The sequence below is a fragment of the Buttiauxella agrestis ATCC 33320 genome, from assembly GCF_000735355.1.
GTDB lineage: Bacteria > Pseudomonadota > Gammaproteobacteria > Enterobacterales > Enterobacteriaceae > Buttiauxella > Buttiauxella agrestis.
The window spans coordinates 521,759-546,536 of record NZ_JMPI01000022.1 but is presented as its reverse complement, the minus strand read 5'-3'; the positions used below and the strand labels follow the sequence as shown (position 1 = coordinate 546,536).

Below are 24,778 nucleotides of genomic sequence, written 5' to 3'. Positions count from 1 at the left end.
GGGTCTGTTGTACCGCACCGTTTCCTGACCAAATAATTTCACCCGTCTGTACCAGCATCAACTGCATTTTCAGCGTTGGAGCATTCACATTACCGCTGGCATTGCTGTAAAGCACATATTGAGCGCCCACTTTACGGGCAATACCAATCGCTTTACTGCGCGAACCCAGGCTGTCCTGTGGCGATAACCCCAGTTCCTGTTTCGCTATTGAAAGTTGTTGAGCAGAAACAAGGGTAAATTTAGCGTTGTTCGCCAACGCGCCGCGTAAAGCCTCGGTTGCTTTACTGGTTTGCAGCGAGCCATTGGTGTGATTGTTTACACTATCCACCAGCAGAACGCCGCCTGCGGTAACGCCATCGGCTTGCAGCATTTTGCCCACCATCGGCTGCATGGCGCTACCCCAGTCGTAAGTACGGACTTTTGGCGTTGCAGGAATGGTCGGCTGTGGTTGCTCAATCGGCCCTGGTTGAGTCGGTACTGTTGGCACCGTTGGGACTGTTGGCACCGGCTCGATCGGCTGCTGTGGACCCGGTTTAACTTCTTCCACAGGAGCAGGAGCTTCACCACGGTTAATACACCCGGATAAAATCATCGCTGCAGCGAGGATAACCAGATATCGATAGATTCCCTTAATCAAAATTCACCCCTTATAAAGAGAGATAAAGACGGACTTTACGTGCGTCTGGATAACTGGCTATAGATGACACCGAAACGCTGGATTTCGCAGGCAGCGTTATCGTGCGCGGTTGTTCCAGAGGATGAATCTCCAACCCCTTCGCGTCATACCAATAAAAACGATAGTTGATAATGACCGGCTTCGACTGCTCATTATATAACTGACTGCGTGAAACAGTGGCGCCGTTGTCATTTGAAATTTCAGGACTTTCAGCACTGATACCCGCTGCCAACACCGACGCTTCCATCACCAGTGTTTGTCTGTCGTTGACAGGAATGGCAGGTTTGGAGCTACATCCCACCATCAGCACAAAGGGAAGAAGCATTAACAGCGGGTTAGTTTTCATTAAATTATCCTTTATGCGCCAGCATTGGCCCAAGCACGCGGCCACCAAGCAGGTGCATATGTATGTGGTAAACCTCTTGCCCGCCGTGACGATTACAATTCATGATGAGACGATAACCGTCTTCGGCAATCCCTTCCTGCTCTGCAATTTTAGCTGCAACCGTTAACATGCGCCCTAAAGCCAGCTCATGTTCTGCGGTGACATCATTTACCGTTGGGATCAGGATATTAGGAATAATAAGGATGTGGGTAGGTGCCTGCGGTGATATATCCCGGAATGCAGTCACTAGTTCATCTTGATAAACGATATCTGCCGGAATTTCGCGGCGGATAATTTTGCTGAAAATGGTTTCTTCGGCCATGACGTTACCTTTATTTATTCATTGTGTGACGGGCATAACGTAAGAGTATGAGCGAGTTACTCACTCTCTTTCAACCACAAGCCAGTAATTCTTTATCACACTTCAGGTCACGAACCTGCCTTACACGCCGTAAATCCCTCTTCAATACAGGTTTAAAACAACATTTCATTTGTAGGGTAACAAATGTTTACACCATTCATATGAATGCGTATATTTCTCATTTGCATTTTCATTCATATGTTATATGCGAAAAACGCTGTACTCCGTGACCGGATTCCACTGGCACAGGGACACAACTTCCAACATCCATTAAGGGTTTATGATGTCTTTCACTACTTCTACCAGGGATGGCAGGCTCGCACCCGCCAGTACAATCTCTCTTCTTGCATCCTGTATCGCTTTCGCACTGATGCCCTCTGCTGCTTTCGCGGCGGAGAAAAAGAGCGAAGATACACTGATTGTAGAAAGCACGCAGGCGAACGCCAGCGATGCTGAAGATGCACAAGATTACAGTGTCAAAGCCACCACCAGCGGCACAAAAATGTTGTTGGTTCCACGAGATATTCCTCAATCCGTCAGCATTATCAGTGAACAGCGAATGAAGGATCAGAAGCTGGAATCCCTGGGCGATGTGCTCAATAACACTGTGGGGATCAGCGAGACTTACGCTGATTCTGACCGCGCGACCTATTACGCACGCGGTTTCGCCATTGATAACTTTATGGTGGATGGTATTCCGACACTGTTCGAGTCCAACTGGAATCTCGGCGATGCGCTTTCTGATACTGCAATCTATGAACGCATTGAAGTGGTGCGTGGCGCGAACGGCCTGACAACAGGCTCGGGTAACCCGTCAGCGGCCATCAATATGGTGCGTAAACACGCTGACAGTCGTGAATTCACCACCAGCGTTTCTGCTGAATACGGCAGCTGGGACAAACAGCGCTACGTCGCAGATTTGTCCACCCCTTTGACCGACAACGGCAATATTCGCGGTCGGATGGTCGCGGGTTATCAGGACAACGACAGTTGGGTTGACCGCTATAACCAGAAGAAGAAATTCTTCTATGGTGTTGTGGATGCGGACCTGACCGACGCGACCAGCTTATCTGTTGGCTATGACTACCAGGAAACCAACGTCAATAACCCAACCTGGGGCGGTATTCCGCGTTGGTACACCGATGGTAGCAAAACCCATCCAGACCGTAGCTACAGCACCGCACCTGACTGGGCCTACAACGACAAAGAAACGAAGCGTACTTTTGCCACCATCAAACAAATGCTGGGCTATGACTGGCAACTGACGGTCAATGCGACACATACGGAAACGACGCTGGATAGCCAACAACTTTATCTTGATGGCCTGGTCGATAAATCCACCGGCATGTTGGTTAGCCCGTATGGCCCGTCATATCCTTACGTTGGAGGCACGGGTTACAACACAGGGAAGCGTAAAGTCGATGCGTTAGATACCTTTGCCAATGGTTCATATGAGCTGTTTGGTCGCCAGCATGAACTGATGATCGGCACCAGCTATTCGCGCCAGAACAATACCTATTACAGCTCGTGGGCCAATATCAGCGACACCGAATTTGGCAATTACAACAACTACAATGGTGACTTCCCTGAAACTGACTGGAGCCCATTAAGCCTCGCGCAGAAAGATACGATTCATCAAAAATCGGCCTACATGGCGACGCGCGTGACCCTTGCCGATCCGCTACACGTTATTCTTGGGGCGCGTTACACCAAGTACAATCTTGATACGCTAAACCAGAAACTGGAGAAGAATAATACCTCTCCGTATGCGGGCATCGTCTTTGATATCAATGACACCTGGTCCACTTACGCAAGTTACACCTCGGTGTTTAAGCCGCAGACCCAGCGCAATAGCGAGCAAAAGTATCTGTCGCCAATTACCGGCAATAACTATGAAGCGGGTTTAAAAGCTGACTGGATGAGTGGCCGTTTGACGACATCTTTGGCCGCCTTCCGCATCGAACAAGATCATCTGGCGCAATCCACCGGTCTGGTTATTCCTGGCACCAATGGCGAAACAGCTTATCGTGAAGCTGACGGCACGGTGAGCCGTGGGGTTGAATTTGAAGTGAATGGCGCACTGACGGATAACTGGCAGATGTCGTTTGGCGCAACGCGTTATGTTGCTGAGGATAGCGATGGCAGTGCGGTTAACCCAAATCTGCCTCGTACCAGCGTCAAGCTGTTTACCAGTTATCGCCTGCCAATGCTCCAGGCTCTGGCTGTGGGCGGTGGCGTAAACTGGCAAGACCATGTCTGGTCCGACGTTCCTGTTCCGGGTGGCACGTATCGTTCAGAGCAAGGCAGCTTCGCATTGGTTGATTTATTCGCCCGCTATAACGTGACGAAAGCGTTCTCAGTACAGGCGAACGTCGATAACCTGTTTGATAAATCTTACGACACCAACGTTGATAGTCGTGGGATTGTCTACGGCGCGCCGCGTAACTTCTCCGTTAGCGCGAATTACACCTTCTGATTCACACCCTGGCGGATGACACAAGCTTATCCGCCCTACAAGACCTAAAGACGCCAATAAAAAAGGGAGGCCATTTGACTGGCCTCCCTCAGTTCTCCCCAACTACTTTTTAGCTGTTACGGATCCACTCATCCATTTCAGTTTTCAGGTTATCGGATTTAGTACCGAAGATTGCCTGAACACCTGAACCAGCTACCACTACACCTGCCGCACCCAATTTCTTCAGGCCAGCCTGGTCGACTTTAGAGATGTCGGCCACGCTAACACGCAGACGGGTAATACACGCATCCAGGTTAGTGATGTTTTCTTTGCCGCCGAACGCGCTAACCAGAGCTGGTGCCATTTCGCTTGTGGAAGTGGTAGAAGTCTCGGCAGTTGCGTCTTCACGACCTGGAGTTTTCAGGTCAAGTGCTTTGATCAGCACGCGGAACACGGTGTAGTAAATCGCTGCGTAGCACAGGCCAACGATTGGGAACAACCACAGTTTGCTGCTGTTTCCGCTCAGCACGATGAAGTCAATCAGACCGTGAGAGAAGGAAGTACCGTCACGCATACCCAGAAGGATACAGATTGGGAACGCCAGGCCTGCCAACACCGCGTGGATGATGTACAGGATTGGAGCAACGAACATGAAGGAGAACTCGATTGGCTCGGTGATACCGGTCAGGAACGAGGTCAACGCAGCGGAGATCATGATGCCGCCGACTTTTGCACGGTTCTCAGGTTTAGCTGAGTGCCAGATTGCGATAGCCGCAGCAGGCAGACCGTACATTTTGAACAGGAAGCCACCAGACAGTTTGCCAGCAGTTGGGTCACCTGCCATGTAACGTGGGATATCGCCGTGGAATACCTGGCCCGCAGCGTTGGTGTATTCACCAATCTGCATCTGGAATGGAACGTTCCAGATATGGTGCAGACCAAATGGTACCAGGCAGCGCTCTACGAAACCGTAGATGCCGAATGCCACAACCGGGTTCTGGTATGCAGCCCACTGAGAGAAGGTCTGAATAGCCGTACCGATTGGAGGCCAGATGAAGGACAGCACAACGCCCATGAAGATCGCAGCCAGACCAGAGATGATCGGCACGAAACGTTTGCCCGCGAAGAAGCCCAGATATTCTGGAAGCTTGATGCGATAGAAACGGTTAAACATGTAGGCTGCAATGGCACCCGAGATGATCCCGCCCAGAACACCGGTATCAGCCAGGTGTTTTGTCGCGATCTCTTCCGCAGGAATATGCAGAACCAATGGCGCAACAACTGCCATGGTTTTAACCATGATGCCGTATGCAACCACAGAGGCTAATGCAGAAACGCCATCGTTATTTGTGAAGCCTAATGCAACACCGATAGCAAAAATCAGCGGCATGTTGGCGAAGACTGAACCGCCCGCTTCCGCCATAACATGAGAAACCACTGCTGGCAGCCAGCTGAAGTTTGCAGAACCGACGCCAAGCAGAATACCTGCGATTGGCAGTACGGATACTGGCAACATCAGCGATTTACCCACCTTTTGCAGGTTAGCAAATGCATTCTTAAACATAATTGAGAGTGCTCCTGAGTATTTGTGCTTTTTTTTACGCGTTATGCGCATCGGACTGGGGGGAGATCCGGTCCATAAACAGGCATCTAAGTGCCTTTTGATTTATTACGCAGAGTAAAATAAATCCATGAAAGTTTGTTTGACGGCTATCACGTTTCTCTAAAAGCCATATGAAAAACTTTCATAAACTTACAAAACGCGTTTCTGAATGTTACAAAAACGGCCTGCACCGCCCTTTTTGTGGCGGTGCACTTTACTCGCTTCGATCATTAATTACGAGCTTTAAAATAAGTCTGATTTATCAGGCAGATTGCAAGCGGGAGTCAGGAATATGGAACAACGTAGCGAAGTTTTTTGTCGTCGCAACGGCCAATTCCTCAAGTGAAACCCCTTTCAGCACCGCCATATATTCCGCCACGTCACGCGTCATTGCAGGCTGGTTTTCCTTGCCACGATGTGGCACTGGAGCAAGATAAGGTGAATCAGTTTCCACGAGTATGCGATCCAGTGGTACATAACGCGCCGCTTCCCTGAGTTGTTCAGCATTGCGGAAGGTCACAATGCCGGAAAAAGAGATATAAAAGCCCATGTCGAGCAATTTTCCAGCAGTTTCTGTGTCTTCTGTAAAACAGTGTAGTACCCCACCGCAGTCTGTCACTTTCTCTTCATGCAGAATCGAGAGCGTATCGGCGCGGGCGTCACGCGTGTGCACAATCACCGGTTTATTGAGTTCACGTCCAATTTGAATGTGATGACGGAATGACTCCTGCTGGCGCGGCTTGGTTTCCGGGGTATAGAAATAATCCAGCCCCGTTTCACCCATTGCGACCACGCCCGGATCGGCGGCAAGACGGCGAAGTTCTTCAACATCATAATCTTCGGCTTGATTGAGCGGATGGACGCCACATGAATACGCCACGTTATTACGCTCGCCCACCAGTTGGCGCATATTGCGATAACCCTCAAGTGTGGTGGCAACGGCAAGGCAGAATTTCACATCGCGCGCGGCCGCTTTTTCCAGAACGTCATCAACGCTTTTATGCAGGGATTGATAATCGAGGCCATCGAGATGGCAATGTGAGTCAACCAGGAACATACAGATACTCTTAAAGATGAAAGGTCGGAAGGACTGCACCGGGCTGCATAATGCGCTCCCAGGTGAGTAATTGTTCAGTCAGCAATAATTCGCGATTCACGCCCACGACGCTGAGCAGCGATTCACGACAATTAAACCAATTATGAAGGATAGCTTGCAGCATGGCAGGTGTCGCGCTATTGGCAAGATTGGCGACTAAAGCTTGCTGATCGTCATTGGTCAGCCAGGCGGTTGCACCTTGCTGCCATTTTAGTGCATCAACCAGCAGCGAAGATAACCAGTGAAGTCGAACCGCGGCGTCGTCGCTGTTTAAAGCAGGCAACAAAGCCAGCATGTTTTTCGTCGCACAACATTCGCTAAGTTTGTCACACAACGCCTGACGGTGTTTCCATGACTCAGGTTGCAGCAATGCCAGCGCGCCTGCCGGAGCGCCGGAGTTTAAACGCAATGCCGCACGCAATTGTGCGCTATCCAGCGTGATTTCTCGCGCAAGCCAGGCCAACGCGAAAGTTTCATCAGGGGGTGTTAAATACCAGTAAAGGCAACGACTACGTAAGGTTGCTGGCAAACGGGCCGGTTCGCGGCAGCCGAGGAAAAACCAGGTTTTAGCTGGCGGCTCTTCGAGTGTTTTCAATAATGCGTTTGCCGCAGCTTCAGTGAGAAGCCCGGCATCTTCCAGCCAGACGACTTTTGCCCCACCCTGCTGCGCATGGCTGTAAAGCTTCTCAGTCATTTCGCGGATAGCATCAATGCCGAGGCTCGATTTACCTTTCTCCGGGGCAATGACATAGCTGTCCGGATGCGTACCCGCCTGCATCAACTGACAGCTGCGGCATTGACCGCAGCTTTTATTACCTTGCGGCGTTTGGCACATTATCCAGCGCGTGAGAGCGTAAATTAACGCATCATCGCCCATGCCGGATAATGAATGAAGCAGTAATGCATGGTGCCCGCGACCTGACTGGTACTGACTGAGGATTTGCTCAAACGGTGCGCGTAACCATGGATACCATTTCATTACGCCAGCTCCTTAGCCCACTCAAGCACGGCGTGACGAACAGCCTGCGAAACGTCTTCAAGCGATTGTGTCGCATCAATCGTACGAATACGGCTGTCGGTTGCGGCAAGTTCGAGGTAACGCGCACGGGTACGGTTAAAGAAGTCGAAAGATTCCTGTTCGATGCGATCCAGTTCGCCACGCGCACGCGCACGCTTCAGGCCAACTTCAGGTGTCACATCAAGATAAATCGTCAGATCCGGATAGAAATCGCCGAGTACGGTATTACGCAGCGCCATGAGTAATTGCTGATCGATACAACGACCGCCGCCCTGATAGGCTTGCGTCGAGAGGTCATGACGATCGCCAATCACCCATGCTCCCCGCTCCAGTGCCGGTTTGATGACGGTTTCTACTAGCTGCACACGCGCAGCGTAGAACATCAGTACTTCGGCTTTATCCGTCACTATCTCATCGCCGATACCTTTGTTATTCAGCGTCAGCTCGCGCAATCTTTCTGCCAGCGGAGTTCCGCCGGGTTCACGCGTGAACACCAGATCGGTGATGCCCAGCTCTTTTAAGGTCGCAACCACCACGTTATGCGCGTTAGTTTTCCCTGCTCCTTCGAGCCCTTCGATGACGATAAATTTACTGACCATTCTTGTCCTTCAACGCTTTGATATAGACCTGCACAGCCTGGTTGTGGCTGGCAAGGTTAGTATTAAATGTGTGCCCGCCTTTTCCATCCGCGACGAAATAAAGATAAGGCGTTTTCGCCGGATGCGCCCCAGCCTGTAACGACGCATCACCAGGGATGGCAATTGGGCCAGGCGGCATTCCACTTATGACATAGGTGTTGTACGGCGTCGGGGTTTCCAGATCTTTGCGTGACAGCCTACCATTATAGCTTTCACCCATGCCGTAAATTACCGTCGGATCGGTTTGTAAACGCATACCGATACGCAGGCGGTTAATAAACACTGAAGCGACCTGATCACGTTCTGCAGCAACCGCAGTTTCTTTCTCGATAATCGAAGCCATGGTAACTAAATCATTTTGCGTTTTGTACGGCAGACCGTCTTTTTTGCCATCCCACGCCGCTTGTACCGCTTTAACCATGCGCTCATGCGCACGTTTGAGTAGCGCAACATCCGTCGTATTCGCGGTGTATAACCACGTATCCGGGAAGAACCAGCCTTCCACCCATTCTGGATGTTCAAATTTTAAGGCTTCGGCAACCGTTGAATAGCTGTCATCTTTGAGCGTGTGCTGAATGTATGGCGCTTCGCGCAGTTGTTTCAGCCAGTCGCTCAGGCGCGTCCCTTCCACAAAACGGATGGGGAATTGCGCTTCTTTACCGCTGGCTAAAAGTTTAAGCATTTCGCGCACTGTCATTTGCGGCGTAAAGCGGTAGGTACCCGCTTTGAAATTAGCAAGATCGGGTTCAACTTTAAGCAGCCACTGGAAAACACGTGGGCGATTGAGCAGTTTTTCTTCGTACAGCTGTTTACCCAACGCCAGACGACCCGTACCCGCCTTAAGGGTGAATATGGTTTCTTGTTCAATAGTCAGATGGCTATTAGCAAGCTGGCGGACTTTGTACAAGCCAACGCCCGCCGCCACACCTAACACCACTAACAGCAGCAGAAAGAAACGTAGCATCTTTTTCATTGTTAATCGGTTACTCACAAAGTGGTGCTAAAAATTGATAAAGCTCACGAGATTCAAATTGCCAGGATTCAGCCTGTTTAACAGGGACAACCGGCATTAATGCGTTACAAATTAGCACTTCGTCGGCCTGGGCCAGCGTGTCTACTCTTTCCCGAACTTGCGTGAGCTGCCAGGCAGAACCGGCAAGACAGGAGATAATATGCTGGCGCATAGTGCCGTTTACACCAGATTTATCTACATACGGTGTAAATACCTGTGTGCCTTTACGCCAGAATAAATTCGCGGCACAGCATTCCGTAAGCCACCCATCACTGTCAAGAACCAGGGCTTCCTGGGCTTGCGTCTGTTCAAGATGCGTACGAATCAGCACTTGTTCGAGGCGATTAAGGTGCTTAATGCCTGCCAGGTGCGGATTAATTCCTAACTGAATCGGGCTTAACGCAAGGCTAATCCCCTCCTCGCGCCACTGCGGATAAAACGAGGGAAAGGCGGAAACGGATAATATACGTGTCGGTTGCTGGCAATTTGCCGCGCTGTACCCTCGCCCACCACTGCCGCGAGTAATGACGACTTTCAAAACGGCCTGCTGTTGTGTTGCAGCGAGCTGCTGCATTTCGCTTTTTAGCCGTGACCAGTCGGCAAACGGAATAAGGAGTTTTTCGCAGGCTTGCTGCAAACGGATGAGATGTTGTTCTAAAAATCTGACCTGACCGTCACTAACGCGAGATGTCGTAAAACAACCGTCGCCAAACTGCACTGCGCGATCGTTCGCCGCTAAAGTTTCGGTTCGCTCACCATTGATTAAATACATAACAATTCCTCAATGTGTTGTGAGTTAAGAGTGCCAGTGCGGGAAGAATGCAGCAAGAGGGGAATAATTGAGATGCATAAAGGGCCCGCAAGCGAGCCCTTTATGGAGACGGTTTAGATCTTCTTGAAGATCAGAGAACCGTTTGTACCACCAAACCCGAAGGAGTTACACAGAGTGTATTCCATTCCTTTTACCTGGCGTGCAACATGAGGAACAAAATCCAGATCGCAACCTTCGTCAGGGTTATCAAGGTTAATGGTCGGTGGAATCGCCTGATCGCGCAGCGCAAGGATGGAGTAGATTGACTCTACTGCCCCAGCAGCGCCTAACAGGTGACCGGTCATAGACTTGGTTGAGCTTACCAGAACACGGTAGGCATCTTCGCCAAAAATAGTCTTAACCGCTTGCGTTTCAGCTTTATCGCCAGCTGGAGTGGAAGTGCCATGCGCGTTCACATAACCTACCATAGCTGGCGTAATACCTGCGTCACGCAGTGCGTTTTCCATTGCCAGTGCAGCACCTGCACCGTTTTCTGGCGGTGAAGTCATGTGGTAAGCATCGCTGCTCATACCAAAACCAACGACTTCTGCGTAGATTTTCGCGCCACGCTTTTTAGCATGTTCGTACTCTTCGAGTACCATCATGCCCGCACCATCACCCAACACAAAACCATCACGGTCTTTATCCCACGGGCGGCTTGCCGCTTGCGGGTTGTCATTACGGGTAGAAAGCGCACGCGCAGCACCAAAGCCACCCACGCCCAACGGAGTACTGGCTTTTTCTGCACCACCTGCCAGCATTGCGTCTGCATCGCCATAAGCGATCATACGCGCAGCCTGACCGATGTTATGCACACCAGAAGTACACGCTGTAGCAATGGAAATGCTTGGACCACGTAGGCCGAACATAATGGTCAGATGACCTGCCACCATATTCACGATAGTCGACGGCACAAAGAATGGGCTGATCTTACGTGGACCACCGTTCACCAGCGAGGAGTGGTTCTCTTCGATAAGACCCAGACCACCGATACCAGAACCGATTGCGGCGCCGATACGGGTTGCATTCCCTTCCGTTACTTCCAGACCAGAATCCAGCATGGCCTGGTGGCCAGCAACAATTCCATATTGAATGAAGGCATCCATTTTGCGCTGTTCTTTGCGCGAAATGATGTCATCACAGTTAAAATCCTTTACTAAGCCAGCAAATTTCGTTGCATAGGCGGTAGTATCGAAATGGTCGATTAGGCTGATGCCACTCTGACCGGCAAGGAGAGCTTTCCAGGTAGACTCTACGGTATTGCCGACAGGAGACAACATGCCCAGTCCGGTCACAACTACACGACGCTTAGACACGTTTGTCCTCCAGGGAGGGAAAAAATAATACTAGTGGGACACTTAGATAAAACTCAGGCGGTCGAATGACCGCCTGGAGATGTTCACTTACGCCTGGTGACCGTTGATGTAATCAATGGCAGCCTGAACGGTGGTGATTTTCTCAGCTTCTTCGTCCGGAATCTCAGTATCAAACTCTTCTTCCAGAGCCATTACCAGCTCAACGGTGTCAAGAGAATCAGCGCCCAGGTCCTCTACGAAGGAAGCGGAGTTGATAACTTCTTCCTGCTTAACGCCCAGTTGTTCGCCGATAATTTTCTTAACGCGTTCTTCGATAGTGCTCATACTCTTAAATTTCCTATCAAAACTCGCTTTCGCGATGGTTTTCGTAGTGTATAAAATGTTGAAAAAGATGCAACTAAATCCCGGCAGGTCATACCACGATTTTACGCTATTTTGCGGGCATTCGCCCAAATAACGCAAATATTTTGTATCGTGGTTAAACCATATACATTCCGCCATTGACGTGCAGAGTTTCACCAGAGATGTAACCTGCCTCGTCAGAGGCTAAAAATGCAACAGCACTGGCGATTTCTTTTGCGTCGCCTAAACGACCCGCTGGAACTTCCGCCAGTATACCCGCACGCTGTTCATCAGAAAGCGCACGCGTCATGTCCGTTTCAATAAAGCCCGGAGCAACAACGTTTACAGTAATACCACGAGACGCAACTTCACGTGCTAGTGATTTACTGAAACCAATCAGACCCGCTTTCGCCGCAGCGTAGTTAGCCTGACCAGCATTTCCCATGGTACCAACCACAGAACCAATAGTGATAATACGACCATGACGCTTTTTCATCATAGCGCGCATTACCGCTTTTGACAGACGGAATACTGATGACAGGTTGGTTTCGATGATATCGTTCCACTCGTCATCTTTCATGCGCATTAACAGGTTATCACGAGTGATACCGGCATTATTAACCAGAATATCGACTTCGCCAAATTCTGCACGAATATTTCCCAAAACAGCTTCAATTGAAGCCGGATCAGTTACATTCAGCATATAACCTTTGCCGTTATCGCCCAGATAATCACTGATCGCCTGCGCACCGCTTTCACTGGTCGCAGTGCCGATAACTTTCGCACCACGGGCCACCAGGGTTTCCGCGATTGCGCGGCCGATACCGCGGCTTGCGCCGGTTACCAGCGCAATTTTTCCTTCAAAACTCATGGGTTTCCCTCGTCTTATTGCTCGAGCGCCGCTGACAATGCGACCGGCTCGTTAATGGCCGAAGCAGTCAGTGTGTCAACAATACGTTTTGTCAGGCCAGTCAAAACTTTACCAGGCCCGACTTCCAGCAACTGGGTCACACCCTGCGCTGCCATAAATTCAACAGATTTTGTCCACTGGACTGGGCTGTACAGTTGACGCACCAGCGCGCTACGAATAGCTTCTGGTGATGTTTCGCACTTCACGTCCACATTATTCACAACCGGAACAGTTGGCGCGTTGAAAGTAATATTTTCCAGCGCGACGGCAAGTTTATCCGCTGCGGGTTTCATCAGTGCGCAGTGAGAAGGCACACTGACAAGCAGTGGCAGAGCACGTTTTGCGCCGGCGGCTTTACAAGCTGCACCTGCACGCTCAACAGCGTCTTTATTGCCCGCAATCACTACCTGACCTGGTGAGTTAAAGTTCACCGGAGAAACCACTTCACCTTGAGCGGCTTCTTCGCAGGCTTTAGCAATAGACGCATCATCAAGACCGATGATGGCATACATTGCGCCAGTGCCCGCAGGAACCGCTTCTTGCATCAATTTGCCGCGCAATTCCACCAGACGCACTGCGTCGGCGAAATCAATCACACCTGCACAAACCAGAGCTGAATATTCGCCCAGGCTATGCCCAGCCATCAACACAGGGTTTTTGCCGCCCTGCTGCTGCCAGACACGCCACAATGCAACAGAAGCTGTCAGCAGCGCAGGTTGTGTCTGCCAGGTCTTGTTCAGCTCTTCCGCTGGCCCTTGTTGGGTCAATGCCCACAAATCATAGCCCAGCGCGTCAGAAGCTTCACGGAAAGTGGCTTCTACAACAGGGTTTGCTGCTGCAATTTCTGCCAGCATACCTACTGCTTGCGAACCCTGGCCTGGGAATACAAAAGCAAATTGAGTCATGGTTAAATCCCTAATAATCAAAAACGAACCAGTGCTGAACCCCAGGTAAAGCCGCCACCGAAGGCTTCGAGCAATACCAGTTGGCCACGTTGAATCCGTCCATCACGAACCGCTTCGTCCAGCGCTGCCGGTACGGAAGCCGCCGAAGTATTTCCGTGTCTGTCGAGCGTAACAACCACGTTATCCATCGACATGCCCAGCTTTTTCGCCGTCGCGCTAATAATGCGCAGGTTCGCCTGATGTGGCACTAACCAGTCGAGCGCCGAGCGGTCGAGGTTATTGGCAGCCAGGGTTTCATCAACGATGTGAGCAAGCTCAGTCACCGCGACTTTAAAGACTTCGTTACCCGCCATGGTCAGGTGAATTGAATTTTCAGGATTCACGCGATCGACGTTTGGTAGCATTAACAGCTCACCGTAACGACCATCTGCATGCAGATGGGTGGAGATGATGCCCTGTTCTTCAGAAGCGCCAAGCACAACAGCACCCGCACCATCACCAAAAATAATAATCGTTCCACGATCGGTTGGATCGCAAGTACGCGCCAACACGTCAGATCCAATCACCAATGCGTGTTTTACTGCACCTGACTTCACGTAAAGATCAGCAACGCTCAATGCATAGGTGAAACCTGCGCAAGCCGCTGCGACATCAAACGCCGGGCAACCTTTGATCTCCAACATTGCCTGCACCTGGCAAGCCGCGCTTGGGAAAGCGTGTGTTGAGGACGTGGTGGCAACAATGATTAAGCCAATTTCGGATTTATCAATACCGGCCATTTCCAGGGCGCGAGTTGCTGCCGCGAACCCCATCGTTGCCACGGTTTCGTTTGGCGCTGCGATATGGCGTTCACGAATACCTGTACGGGTGACAATCCACTCGTCAGAAGTATCCACCATTTTTTCCAGGTCGGCGTTGGTACGCACTTGTTCAGGCAGATAGCTGCCCGTACCAATAATCTTCGTATACATGTACGTCAGTCACTCTTGGGTAATACTGATTCCAGGCGGGCAGCAATCCGGGTAGGGACTTGCCGCGCCACCGCCTGCACTGCCTGTTCAATCGCGACAACAAACGCTCGCTGATTGGCCGCTCCGTGACTCTTAATCACTGTGCCGCGCAATCCTAACAGACAGGCGCCATTATACTGGTCGGGGTTGAGGTGACTGAATCGCCTGCTCAGGCTTTTTTGTAACCAATGTTTCAATATAATTAGCCACCACGACCTTTTTTTCCCTTCGCCCTGAGATTTCAAAAGCGAGAGGAACATTCTTGCAACCCCTTCCATCGTCTTAAGGGTGACGTTACCGACAAAGCCATCACACACCAATACGTCGGTTTTTCCCGTCAACAACTCATTCGCTTCAAGATAACCAATATAGTTGATAGAAGGCATTGTTTTTAATAATGCTGATGCATCGCGAATGCTATCGAGACCTTTTGTCTCTTCTTCGCCAATGTTCAATAACGCGACTCTGGGGGAACTGATGCCGAGAAGTTCCTCTGCCATCACAGAACCCATAATCGCAAACTGCACCAACATATTACTGTCACATTCAACGTTCGCACCGAGATCCAGCACGACAGTTTTACCTTTTTGCTGATGCGGTAAAACCGTCATCAGCGCCGGGCGCTCAATTCCTTCGATCGGCTTGAGCAATAATTTAGCCAGCCCCATCAGAGCGCCGGTATTTCCTGCGCTTACACAAGCTTGCGCTCGCCCTTCTTTCACTAACTCAAGCGCCACTCGCATTGAGGATCCACGACTATTTCGGATCGCTTGCGAAGGCCTTGCATCACTGGCAATAACCGACTCCGCAGGCACAATCTGCGCACGTGAGCGTTTTTCAAAATCAGCTTTGGCAAGTAATGGCGTGATGGCGTCGGGGTCACCGACTAATAGAAGATTTAACTCGGAATTAGAGTCCAGTGCCTGCAATGCTGCAGGCACTGTCACGGAAGGACCGAAGTCCCCACCCATGGCATCTAACGCAAGGGTTAGACGTCTCAAGGAATCGCCAATTACTTGGAGATAACCTTGCGACCGCGGTAGAAACCGTCGGCGGTGATGTGGTGACGCAGATGAGTTTCGCCAGAAACTTTGTCCACGGATACTGCTGCTGTGGTCAGCGCGTCATGGGAACGACGCATGCCACGTTTGGAACGGGTTGGTTTATTCTGTTGTACGGCCATGGACCTTACTCCTCAATTACTTACGCTTTAAACTGGCTAATACGGCAAATGGGTTTGGTTTCTCCGCCTCGGAAGGCAGTTTGCCAAAGACCATGTCCGCCTCGGACACTTCACAGTGTTCAGATTCATGCACCGGAACGACTGGCAAGGAGAGGATAATTTCATCTTCTACCAACGCCAGAAGATCAATTTCACCAAATTCGTTGACCTGAACTGGTTCATATCCTTCCGGGAGTGCTTCAACCTGCTCGTCTTTGACGATCGGGCTAAAACAATACTGTGTGTAGACCTGATGGGCAAATGGCTTTCCGCAACGCTGACATTCAAGCGTCAGCGACACCTTCGCATCACCGGTAAGAACCGCGAGGCGCTGGTTGTCGATGGCGAATGACATATCGCATTCCACATCACTGTCTACACTGACTACAAACTCGGCGACACGCTCTACCTGAATAGGGGTGTAAACACCCTTGTAATCAAGGCGTTTTTGAGCCGTACGAACCGGGTCGAGAGTCAGGGGTAATTTTACTTTTTGCATAGGGCGCGCATATTAACTTTGTAACGTCATAGAGTCAAAGAAAATGGCCTGGAAACAGCGCCTTTTCTACTTATTCGCACACATTGCGGTGGCATAGTTTAAAATGCCTTTCCCCGAATCGCTATCATTAATGAAAAAAATATGACGCAAATTGTTCTCGCCTCAACTTCCCCATGGCGCCGGGAGCTACTTGAAAAACTGGGTATCCCCTTTATTACCGCGGCTCCGCAGGTGGATGAAACCCCTATTCCCGGAGAGGATGCTCGCCACTTAGTCACACGCCTGGCACAAGCCAAAGCTCAGGCATTGAGCCGTGAATATCCGAATCATATGATTATCGGCTCGGATCAAGTTTGTGTTTTAGATGGAAAAATAACCGGAAAACCGCATAGCGAAGAAAAAGCCGTGGCGCACTTAATGCTTGCCCGCAATAGTATTGTTACTTTTTATACTGGCCTGGCGCTTTATCATTCAGCTTCCGGGAATTTACAGGTGGTTTGCGAACCTTTTGATGTGCATTTCCGTCATTTAAGCGAACAGGAAATTCGCCATTACGTGCGTAAAGAGCAGCCGCTACAGTGTGCCGGAAGTTTTAAAAGTGAGGGACTGGGAATTACGCTGTTCGAACGGCTTTCAGGAAAGGATCCGAATGCGCTGGTAGGCCTACCGTTAATTAGCTTGTGCGAAATGCTGCGCAACGAAGGCGTTAACCCACTGCTGATGTAAATGACGGAGAGTGGATAGCTCCACCCTCCCGTGGATAACTAGCGCGCGTTGTTGCGTAACACAGTAAGACAACGCTTCAACTGCTCATCCATTGGCGCTTCTACCCGCATAATCTCGCCGGTATTAGGGTGAGTGAAGCGTAATGCCGCTGCGTGCAAGAACAGACGGTTCAAACCGGTTCCGGCAAGTTGCTTATCAAACTCACGGTCACCATATCTGTCGTCAAAAGCAATCGGATGACCGGCATGCAATGTATGCACACGAATCTGGTGAGTTCGTCCGGTAATCGGGCTACAACGCACAAGCGTGGCGAACGCATAGCGCTCTTCAACTTTGAAACGCGTTTCCGAAGGTTTGCCTTCGCTGTTGACCCGTACGATACGCTCACCACTTTGCAGAATGTTCTTCAGTAGCGGTGCCTGCACAGCTTTGACGTGCGATTGCCATTGGCCACGTACCAGCGCCAGGTAATCCTTCTGCATCCCTTTTTCACGCAGTTGCTCATGCAACGAACGCAGCGCGGAACGCTTCTTCGCCACCAGCAAGATTCCGGAAGTGTCACGGTCAAGGCGGTGCACAAGCTCGAGGAAACGAGCTTCAGGACGCAAAGCACGCAAGCCTTCAATCACACCAAAGCTTAAACCACTGCCGCCGTGAACCGCCGTGCCAGACGGCTTGTTGAGCACCAGAATATGGTCATCTTCATAAATAATCGCGTCAGTCAGCGCCGCCACTTTTTGTAGATGTGGTGAAACGGATTCTTCTTCACGTTCGGCTACGCGAACCGGCGGAATACGAATTTCGTCGCCGTCCTGGATTTTATATTCGGGCTTAATGCGTTTTTTATTCACGCGCACTTCGCCTTTACGCAAAATGCGATAAATCATACTTTTCGGCACGCCTTTCAAGCGGGCGAGCAAAAAGTTATCGATACGCTGCCCAGCTTCGTCAGAAGAAATGGCAACGATTTGTACTGAAGGTGTCGGAGTTTTCATGGTCGGCGATTCTAAATAGCGTGCGCGCATAGCGCCACTCATTTTTATGTGCTTAACTGAGAATCTGCCTGGTTTTAAGTCGCCTGACTCCCATTTTTCAGTTTTCTGCGACATGCAGCGAAAAAGTGAGTTAAAAAACTGTAAGAAACGAGGCATCAAAGGCAAAAGTCATCTTGCTATAATAAGGTTAGCAATGGAATAATGTTGCGGTTTTCCGTGTTGATACTTGTTAGAACAAGGAATTTTGCGGAATTACCAGTTTTGCCTGAACGTCCATCCACGCAGCAATGGCGTAAGACGTATTGTACTTTCAGGCAGTTAGCGGGCTGCGGGTTGCAGCCTGACCGGTAAAATGGAATCAACTCTTAAGAAATATTCTAAGGTTATTCCCACGATAATTGCGCTGTATTTCCGTATGAAATACAGGCTACCGACACTTTGCGCCTCTCAGCAAGCGACAACCGTGAGGTTGGCGACTTAGCGTTTAGTCACGAGGCCATCGGTTCACTCCCGGTCAGCGTCACCATGCCCGTAGCTTTGTCACCAATGTAAGAATAATGAGTAAGTTACGATGAAAAGAATGCTAATAAACGCGACTCAGCAAGAAGAGTTGCGTGTCGCCCTTGTAGATGGGCAACGCCTGTACGATCTGGATATTGAAAGTCCTGGACACGAACAGAAAAAAGCTAACATCTATAAAGGCAAAATCACCCGTATTGAACCAAGTCTGGAAGCGGCATTTGTAGATTACGGCGCGGAACGTCATGGTTTCCTTCCTCTTAAAGAAATTGCCCGCGAGTATTTCCCGTCTAATTATTCATCACATGGTCGTCCGAACATTAAAGATGTTTTGCGCGAAGGCCAGGAAGTGATTGTTCAGATTGATAAAGAAGAACGTGGTAATAAAGGCGCAGCCTTAACCACCTTTATTAGTCTGGCCGGTAGTTATTTGGTGCTGATGCCGAACAACCCACGTGCAGGTGGTATTTCCCGCCGTATCGAAGGTGACGACCGTACCGAACTGAAAGAAGCCCTTTCCTCTCTGGAACTGCCAGATGGCATGGGTCTGATTGTACGTACTGCTGGCGTGGGTAAATCCGCTGAAGCACTGCAATGGGATTTAAGCTTCCGTCTGAAGCATTGGGAAGCGATTCAAAAAGCGGCAGAAAATCGCCCTGCGCCATTCCTGATTCACCAGGAAAGCAACGTTATCGTGCGTGCTTTCCGTGATTACCTGCGTCAGGACATCGGTGAAATTCTTATCGATAACCCGAAAGTACTCGAACTGGCTCGCCAGCATATCGGTGCCTTGGGTCGCCCTGATTTCAGCAGCAAAATTAAGCTCTACACCGGTGAAATCCCGCTGTTTAGCCACTACCAGATTGAATCGCAGATTGAATCCGCTTTCCAGCGTGAAGTCCGTCTGCCGTCCGGTGGCTCGATTGTTATCGACTCCACCGAAGCATTAACCGCTATCGACATCAACTCCGCGCGCGCAACTCGCGGTGGCGACATCGAAGAAACGGCATTTAATACCAACCTTGAAGCGGCTGATGAAATCGCGCGCCAACTGCGTTTGCGTGACCTCGGCGGTTTGATTGTTATCGACTTCATTGATATGACGCCTGTGCGCCACCAGCGTGCAGTTGAAAACCGTCTGCGTGAAGCTGTCCGTCAGGACAGGGCTCGTATCCAGATTAGTCATATCTCTCGCTTTGGCCTGCTAGAAATGTCTCGTCAGCGTCTCTCCCCTTCTCTGGGCGAGTCCAGCCACCACGTCTGCCCGCGTTGTAGCGGCACAGGTACGGTGCGTGACAACGAATCCATGGCACTCTCCATTCTGCGTCTGATTGAAGAAGAAGCGCTGAAAGAGAATACCCAGGAAGTTCACGCGATTGTTCCGGTACCGATTGCTTCCTACCTGCTGAACGAAAAACGTGATGCGGTGAGTGCGATTGAAACCCGTCAGGGCGGTGTGAAAGCCATCATCGTTCCTAACGATCAGATGGAAACTCCACACTATTCCGTTCTGCGCGTCCGTAAAGGCGAAGAAACCAAAACGCTGAGCTACATGCTGCCTAAGCTGCATGAAGAAGAAATGGCAATGCCGTCTGAAGAAGAGTACGCCGAGCGTAAGCGCCCAGAGCAACCTGCGCTCGCGACCTTTGTCATGCCAGACGCGCCGCCAGCTCCGCCAGAATCTGCACCTGTGGCTGCCACACCGGCTCCAGCAGTTAAAGCTGCCGTTGCCAAAACAGCGACCCCAGAACAGCCAGGGCTTCTGAGCCGCTTCTTCGGTGCGTTGAAAAACCTGTTTGCAGGCGAGACGGCAACTGAAAGCAAAGAAGTTCAGGAAGTAAAACCTGCTGAAACTGAAAGCCAGCGTCAAGGCCAGGAACGTCGTAATAACCGTCGTCCGAATAACCGTCGTGACCGTAACGATCGTGGCGATCGCAACAACCGCGACCGTGATAATCGTGGCGAAGGCCGTGATAACCGTAGCGAAAATCGTGACAACCGTGAGCCACGTGAAAACCGTGATCGCGATGATAACCGCCGTAATCGCCGCCAGGGTCAGCAGCAAAATACTGAAGTGCGTGAAAATCGCCCGAACGTGGCTGTTGAAGAAGCTGAAAAGCCAAAAGCCCGTGACGAGCAGCAACCACGCCGCGAACGTAACCGTCGCCGCAGCGATGACAAGCGCCAGGCACAGCAGGAAGTTAAAGTTCTGCAACGTGATGACGCGGTAGCAGAAGTTGAAGTAGATGCAGAGCAGGAAGAACGCGTCCAGGTTATGCCGCGTCGTAAGCAACGCCAGTTGAGCCAGAAAGTTCGCTTTGAATCTGAACAAGATTCTGCGGCTGAAGTTGTGGCAACGCCGGTAGTGGCTCAAGCACCGGCTGCGCGTACCGAACTGGCGACTATCCCGTTACCAGCCGTTATCGATAAGCCTGTTGAGAAGGCTGAAAAGTCGAATGTTGAGCAAGATGACAACAACGACTCTCGTAACGATTCTAACGGTATGCCACGTCGTTCTCGCCGCTCTCCACGCCATCTGCGCGTGAGTGGTCAGCGTCGTCGCCGCTATCGTGATGAGCGTTACCCAACGCAATCACCAATGCCGATGACGGTAGCTTGTGCCTCTCCAGAATTGGCATCGGGTAAAGCCTGGATTAATTATCCGGTTGCTCGTACTCATGAAGAGTCGCAGTACGAAAACAACGTTGATCATGTACCTGCCTTTGTTGCTCACGAGCAAGAGACTGCATACGTTCACAACGCACAGCCAACCGCGCAGGAATTTGTTGCAGCGCAGACTGTTGTTGAAGATGTAAAAGTTGAAAGCGTACAAGCTGAACAAGTTCAGGTTGAAGCACCACACGTTGAAACGACGCATCCGGAAGTGATTGCCGCTCCCGTTAGCGAGCAGCCGCATCTGATTGCAGTGCAAGATGAAGTTGTTGCTGAACAAGTGATTGATGAAGTTGAGCCTGCACAAGAAGCTGTTGCTGTCGAAACTCATCAGCAACAGGCAGCAGAACTTGCTCAGGTTGCCCCGGTAGTCGTTGAAGAAACTACACCTGAAGCGCCGGTTGAAGAAGTGAAACCAGTAGAAGTGGTTGAAGCTGAACAGCCTGTCGCTCAGGAGTCCATTGTTGATGTGCAGCCTGAGCCTAAACTGGCTCCTGTTCAGCCTGTTCCTCAGGTGGAAACTGCGCCAGCACAGCCGGTTGTTACACATGTGATTAAACATGCAACGGCACCAATGACGAAAGCTCCAGCGCCGGATTACAACCCGGAAGCACCACGCCAGAGCGATTGGGTTCGCCCAACGTATGAGTTCAGTGGCCGTGGCTCTGCTGGCGCTAACAGCGCTACTCACCAGGCAACTGCTCCTGCTACACGCCCGCAAAGCGCTGAATAATCGCTAAGCGTTGCGAAAAAGCCGACTGGGAAACCAGTCGGCTTTTTTATTTGTTACGCCGCATCACCTGAATTTAAGACAAAAAAAAGCCCACTTCGGGGTGCTGAAGTGGGCATATAAAGCGTACTCAGTTTCAAAGCACGCCCAAAAAGGCAAAATTATTTATTGAGTTGGAACAGCGACATACCCTGCATATCGCTAAAGGCTTTGTAAGATGCCTGAAGCGCTGCCTGCTGCATCACATAAGAAGAAATCGCTGAGTTCCAGTCCACGTCAACCAGATCGCTCATTTGTTGTGCCTGGCCCAGGGCACGGTCATTGCCTAACTCGTCAAGCTTATCTAACTCACTGAGTTGCGTACCCAATTCTGCACGGACCGTCAGCACGTTGTTCAGAGAGTTTTTCAATCCACGGCTGGTTTTATCAATGGCCGCAGTTAAATCTGCTTTGCCTGCATCATCTAAACCTTCGGTTGGTGTTCTCAGGGTTTTGACGGCGGAGTCCAGCATATTGAACAAGTTGGTTTCCGACGTGCCATTTCCTGGCTCTGGCACCGCATTGCTGGTGATGGAGTTGAAAATTTGGGTTCCGGTATGGCCAATGGTCATGGTACGCGCCGCATCAACACTTTGAGACACAGGCGTATCGCCACCTTTATAAGTGACATTTCCGGCTGTACCGCTAAACGGTGCGGCTTCGGTTTTGTACCCGGCAAAAATATAGCGCCCGTTACCATCAGTGCTGTTGGCCAGGTTCATTATTTGGTTACGGATGCCTTCCAGATCGGTCGCCAGAGACGCACGGTCATCATCGCTTAATGTGCCGTTATTGGCATAAACGATTTTTTCCTGCGCTGACTGAATCGCTGTTGTCACCTGCCCCAGCACGTTTTCTTCCAGCGAGACTTTTTGCGTCGCAAAAGTACGCGCTAAAGCATACTGGCTATTTTGCGCCTGAGCCTGAGACAGCACCACGGCTTGCGAAGCAGCAATCGGATCGTCAGACGGCTTAGTCACACGTTTACCGGTAGACATCTGCTCGCCATAACGCAACCATTCACTTTGTGAGTTGGTCACGCCACGCATATTCTGCTGGTACATCATTGCGGTACTGATACGCATACGCCAGATTCCTTAATTAACGGATGGACAGTAACGCATCAAACAGAGTTGATGCCGTCTGAAGCACCTGGGCATTCGCCAGGTAATATTGTTGGAAACGCTGTAAGTTGCCGTACTCTTCGTCAAGGTTGACGCCAGAGATTGACTGTTGTTGATTACTTAGCTGCGTGACCACGTTATTTTGTGTCGTGCTGGTGACTTTCAGCGTGCTGGTTTTGTTACCCACATCGCTGACCAGACTTGCGTAGGCATCGTTAAACGATTTATTGCCACCCACGACTTTACTTTTTTGCAAATCCAGCAGAGCCTGGGCGTTACGGTTATCGCTTTCACCTGCATCATCGGCACCGGCTAACGCCAGTTTGCTTTCATCAGTAACCGCGACTTCCATATTTACCACCACGTTAGACACAGGCTTCACGGTAAAGGAGTCATTCTTCGCTGGTTGAGGTGCGCCTTTCACCGTGATATCCAAACCATCAAATGCCAGCCCGGTCACATTACCGTTGGCATCTTTTGTTGGCTTTGGATCGATTTTCGCGTTATCGGATAAGCGCGTTACCTGCCAGTCGGTGCCATCGAAAACAACGTTGTAGTCGCTGGCCTGAACTTTGCTGCTATCAGCAACTGTCGTCGTTAACTCGGTCTTAGTCGTGTTCCTGGCGTTGCTTAATACCGACGGGCCGCCGATGTTAAAGAAATCTTCGCCTTTATCACCGTTAGCATCAAAACCCTTACCGTGCTGCTGGTTAATCGCATCAGAAAACGCCAGCGCCAGCTGCCCCAGGCGGTTACGTGCGCTGTCCAGATCTTGCGAGCGGAAAGTTAACATGCCACCCAGCGTGCCGTTTTTCAGCTGATTCTCTGGGATTTCTGTGGTGCCGGAAACAGAATCAACATAAGCAACCGTAATGCGCGAAGGATCAGCGCTGGAGGAAACCGCCGCCAGCTTATTGGTTTTATCACCCTGAACCAGAGACAGGCCGTTGGCGATAGATACGTTATAAGTGCCGCCATCCTGAACGCTGACTTCCACGCCAACAATCTGGTTCAGCTCGCTCACCAGCTGATCACGTTGATCAAGCAAGTCGTTTGGTGTGGCACCCGCACCCACGCCGGTCAAGCGCGAAATCTGGTTATTCAGATTCGCAATCTGGCTGGCGTAGTTGTTGATTTGTTCCACGCTGCTCTGGATAGCGGTATTCACCTGCTTATCCTGATCGCGCAGATACTGGTCCGTAACCTTAAATTGGTTTACCAGGCCATTGGCGTTGCCAATTAATGCCTGTCTTGCCGCCGGATCTTCTGAGTTACTGACCAGCGTCTGCAAGCCGGTGAAGAAACTCTGCATGGTGGTCGCCAGCGTATTGGTGGTGCCAGACAAAATATTGTCGATTTTCGACATTTGCTGGTACTGAGTATTCAGACCACTGCTTTGGGTTTGCGCCGCACGCAGTTGGTTAGTGATGAACGCATCATATTCACGTTGCACACCGCTGACTTGCACGCCATTACCAATCCAGCCACCTGCGCCCAGCGTACTTTGCGACTGCGACAACACGGTCGTCTGGCGGGTATAGCCTGTGACGTTATAGTTAGAAATGTTATTACTGACGGTATTCAGTGCCGCCTGGGCTGCACCCAGGCCACTCATGGCACTGTTAATCAGGCTACTGGACATGAAATTTCCTTAACGCGTTTATCACGATTCCTGTCAGTTAGTATCGGCAGCTGCTGGCGACACTTGAGGGT

At 50.6% G+C, this 24,778-nt stretch carries 23 protein-coding genes; 3 read left to right on the top strand and 20 right to left on the bottom strand.

What is annotated here, in order from left to right:
- The 3 genes from lpoB to hinT all read right to left on the bottom strand — a co-directional run.
- Nucleotides 1–637 (bottom strand): penicillin-binding protein activator LpoB (gene lpoB / locus GBAG_RS07270; RefSeq protein ID WP_034494625.1); only part of this gene is annotated, 637 nt, incomplete at its 3' end.
- A gap of 10 nt (nt 638–647) precedes the next feature.
- Nucleotides 648–1,022, bottom strand: coding sequence for a YcfL family putative periplasmic lipoprotein (locus GBAG_RS07265; protein WP_081908382.1), 375 nt, complete (start codon nt 1,020–1,022; stop codon nt 648–650).
- Between the two features lie 4 nt (nt 1,023–1,026).
- Nucleotides 1,027–1,383, bottom strand: a complete 357-nt coding sequence (hinT, locus tag GBAG_RS07260; protein ID WP_034494554.1) for a purine nucleoside phosphoramidase — start codon at nt 1,381–1,383, stop codon at nt 1,027–1,029.
- Nucleotides 1,384–1,705: 322 nt separating this feature from the next.
- On the opposite strand from hinT, the gene fhuE reads away from it, so the two are divergent.
- Nucleotides 1,706–3,898, top strand: coding sequence for a ferric-rhodotorulic acid/ferric-coprogen receptor FhuE (fhuE, locus tag GBAG_RS07255; protein WP_034494553.1), 2,193 nt, complete (start codon nt 1,706–1,708; stop codon nt 3,896–3,898).
- 109 nt (nt 3,899–4,007) lie between these two features.
- On the opposite strand, the gene ptsG is transcribed toward fhuE, so the two are convergent.
- The 14 genes from ptsG to yceD form a co-directional block, all read right to left on the bottom strand.
- A complete protein-coding gene (gene ptsG / locus GBAG_RS07250; RefSeq protein WP_034494552.1) occupies nt 4,008–5,441 on the bottom strand; it encodes a PTS glucose transporter subunit IIBC in 1,434 nt (477 codons plus the stop codon).
- Nucleotides 5,442–5,742: 301 nt separating this feature from the next.
- Nucleotides 5,743–6,537, bottom strand: coding sequence for a metal-dependent hydrolase (locus GBAG_RS07245; protein ID WP_034494551.1), 795 nt, complete (start codon nt 6,535–6,537; stop codon nt 5,743–5,745).
- Between the two features lie 10 nt (nt 6,538–6,547).
- Nucleotides 6,548–7,555, bottom strand: coding sequence for a DNA polymerase III subunit delta' (holB, locus tag GBAG_RS07240; protein ID WP_034494550.1), 1,008 nt, complete (start codon nt 7,553–7,555; stop codon nt 6,548–6,550).
- Nucleotides 7,555–8,193 (bottom strand): dTMP kinase, encoded by a 639-nt coding sequence (gene tmk / locus GBAG_RS07235; RefSeq protein ID WP_034494549.1) that lies wholly within the window; start codon nt 8,191–8,193, stop codon nt 7,555–7,557. Before tmk ends, holB begins: the two co-directional genes overlap by 1 nt.
- Nucleotides 8,183–9,205 (bottom strand): cell division protein YceG, encoded by a 1,023-nt coding sequence (gene yceG, locus GBAG_RS07230; RefSeq protein WP_034494548.1) that lies wholly within the window; start codon nt 9,203–9,205, stop codon nt 8,183–8,185. Before yceG ends, tmk begins: the two co-directional genes overlap by 11 nt.
- Nucleotides 9,206–9,215: 10 nt before the next feature.
- Nucleotides 9,216–10,016, bottom strand: coding sequence for an aminodeoxychorismate lyase (gene pabC / locus GBAG_RS07225; protein ID WP_034494547.1), 801 nt, complete (start codon nt 10,014–10,016; stop codon nt 9,216–9,218).
- A gap of 113 nt (nt 10,017–10,129) precedes the next feature.
- Nucleotides 10,130–11,371 (bottom strand): beta-ketoacyl-ACP synthase II, encoded by a 1,242-nt coding sequence (gene fabF, locus GBAG_RS07220; RefSeq protein WP_034494545.1) that lies wholly within the window; start codon nt 11,369–11,371, stop codon nt 10,130–10,132.
- Between the two features lie 87 nt (nt 11,372–11,458).
- Nucleotides 11,459–11,695, bottom strand: a complete 237-nt coding sequence (gene acpP / locus GBAG_RS07215) for an acyl carrier protein (RefSeq protein WP_034456161.1) — start codon at nt 11,693–11,695, stop codon at nt 11,459–11,461.
- A 154-nt stretch (nt 11,696–11,849) separates the two neighbouring features.
- On the bottom strand, nt 11,850–12,584 hold the full coding sequence (gene fabG / locus GBAG_RS07210; RefSeq protein WP_034456162.1) for a 3-oxoacyl-ACP reductase FabG: 735 nt from the start codon (nt 12,582–12,584) through the stop codon (nt 11,850–11,852).
- A 14-nt stretch (nt 12,585–12,598) separates the two neighbouring features.
- On the bottom strand, nt 12,599–13,528 hold the full coding sequence (fabD, locus tag GBAG_RS07205; protein WP_034494543.1) for an ACP S-malonyltransferase: 930 nt from the start codon (nt 13,526–13,528) through the stop codon (nt 12,599–12,601).
- 17 nt (nt 13,529–13,545) lie between these two features.
- A complete protein-coding gene (locus GBAG_RS07200; RefSeq protein ID WP_034494541.1) occupies nt 13,546–14,499 on the bottom strand; it encodes a beta-ketoacyl-ACP synthase III in 954 nt (317 codons plus the stop codon).
- Nucleotides 14,500–14,504: 5 nt separating this feature from the next.
- Nucleotides 14,505–15,539, bottom strand: a complete 1,035-nt coding sequence (gene plsX / locus GBAG_RS07195) for a phosphate acyltransferase PlsX (RefSeq protein WP_072011149.1) — start codon at nt 15,537–15,539, stop codon at nt 14,505–14,507.
- A gap of 11 nt (nt 15,540–15,550) precedes the next feature.
- A complete protein-coding gene (gene rpmF, locus GBAG_RS07190; protein ID WP_034494538.1) occupies nt 15,551–15,721 on the bottom strand; it encodes a 50S ribosomal protein L32 in 171 nt (56 codons plus the stop codon).
- Between the two features lie 16 nt (nt 15,722–15,737).
- On the bottom strand, nt 15,738–16,259 hold the full coding sequence (yceD, locus tag GBAG_RS07185) for a 23S rRNA accumulation protein YceD (protein ID WP_034494536.1): 522 nt from the start codon (nt 16,257–16,259) through the stop codon (nt 15,738–15,740).
- A 141-nt stretch (nt 16,260–16,400) separates the two neighbouring features.
- Here yceD and GBAG_RS07180 point away from each other — a divergent pair, with 141 nt between their 5' ends.
- The gene (locus tag GBAG_RS07180; RefSeq protein ID WP_034494533.1) at nt 16,401–16,985 is read left to right on the top strand and encodes a Maf family protein; all 585 of its coding nucleotides are present in this window, start codon (nt 16,401–16,403) and stop codon (nt 16,983–16,985) included.
- 38 nt (nt 16,986–17,023) lie between these two features.
- On the opposite strand, the gene rluC is transcribed toward GBAG_RS07180, so the two are convergent.
- Nucleotides 17,024–17,980, bottom strand: a complete 957-nt coding sequence (gene rluC, locus GBAG_RS07175; RefSeq protein WP_167333334.1) for a 23S rRNA pseudouridine(955/2504/2580) synthase RluC — start codon at nt 17,978–17,980, stop codon at nt 17,024–17,026.
- A gap of 571 nt (nt 17,981–18,551) precedes the next feature.
- On the opposite strand from rluC, the gene rne reads away from it, so the two are divergent.
- Nucleotides 18,552–21,905 carry a ribonuclease E gene (gene rne / locus GBAG_RS07170; RefSeq protein ID WP_034494529.1) on the top strand — a complete coding sequence of 1,118 codons (3,354 nt, stop codon included), beginning with the start codon at nt 18,552–18,554 and terminating at the stop codon, nt 21,903–21,905.
- Nucleotides 21,906–22,063: 158 nt separating this feature from the next.
- Here the strand turns inward: rne and flgL are convergent, their stop codons facing one another.
- Entirely contained in the window at nt 22,064–23,026 is a 963-nt protein-coding gene (flgL, locus tag GBAG_RS07165) for a flagellar hook-associated protein FlgL (protein ID WP_034494528.1), read from the bottom strand.
- Nucleotides 23,027–23,042: 16 nt separating this feature from the next.
- Nucleotides 23,043–24,707 carry a flagellar hook-associated protein FlgK gene (gene flgK / locus GBAG_RS07160; RefSeq protein ID WP_034494525.1) on the bottom strand — a complete coding sequence of 555 codons (1,665 nt, stop codon included), beginning with the start codon at nt 24,705–24,707 and terminating at the stop codon, nt 23,043–23,045.
- Nucleotides 24,708–24,778: the final 71 nt, after the last annotated feature.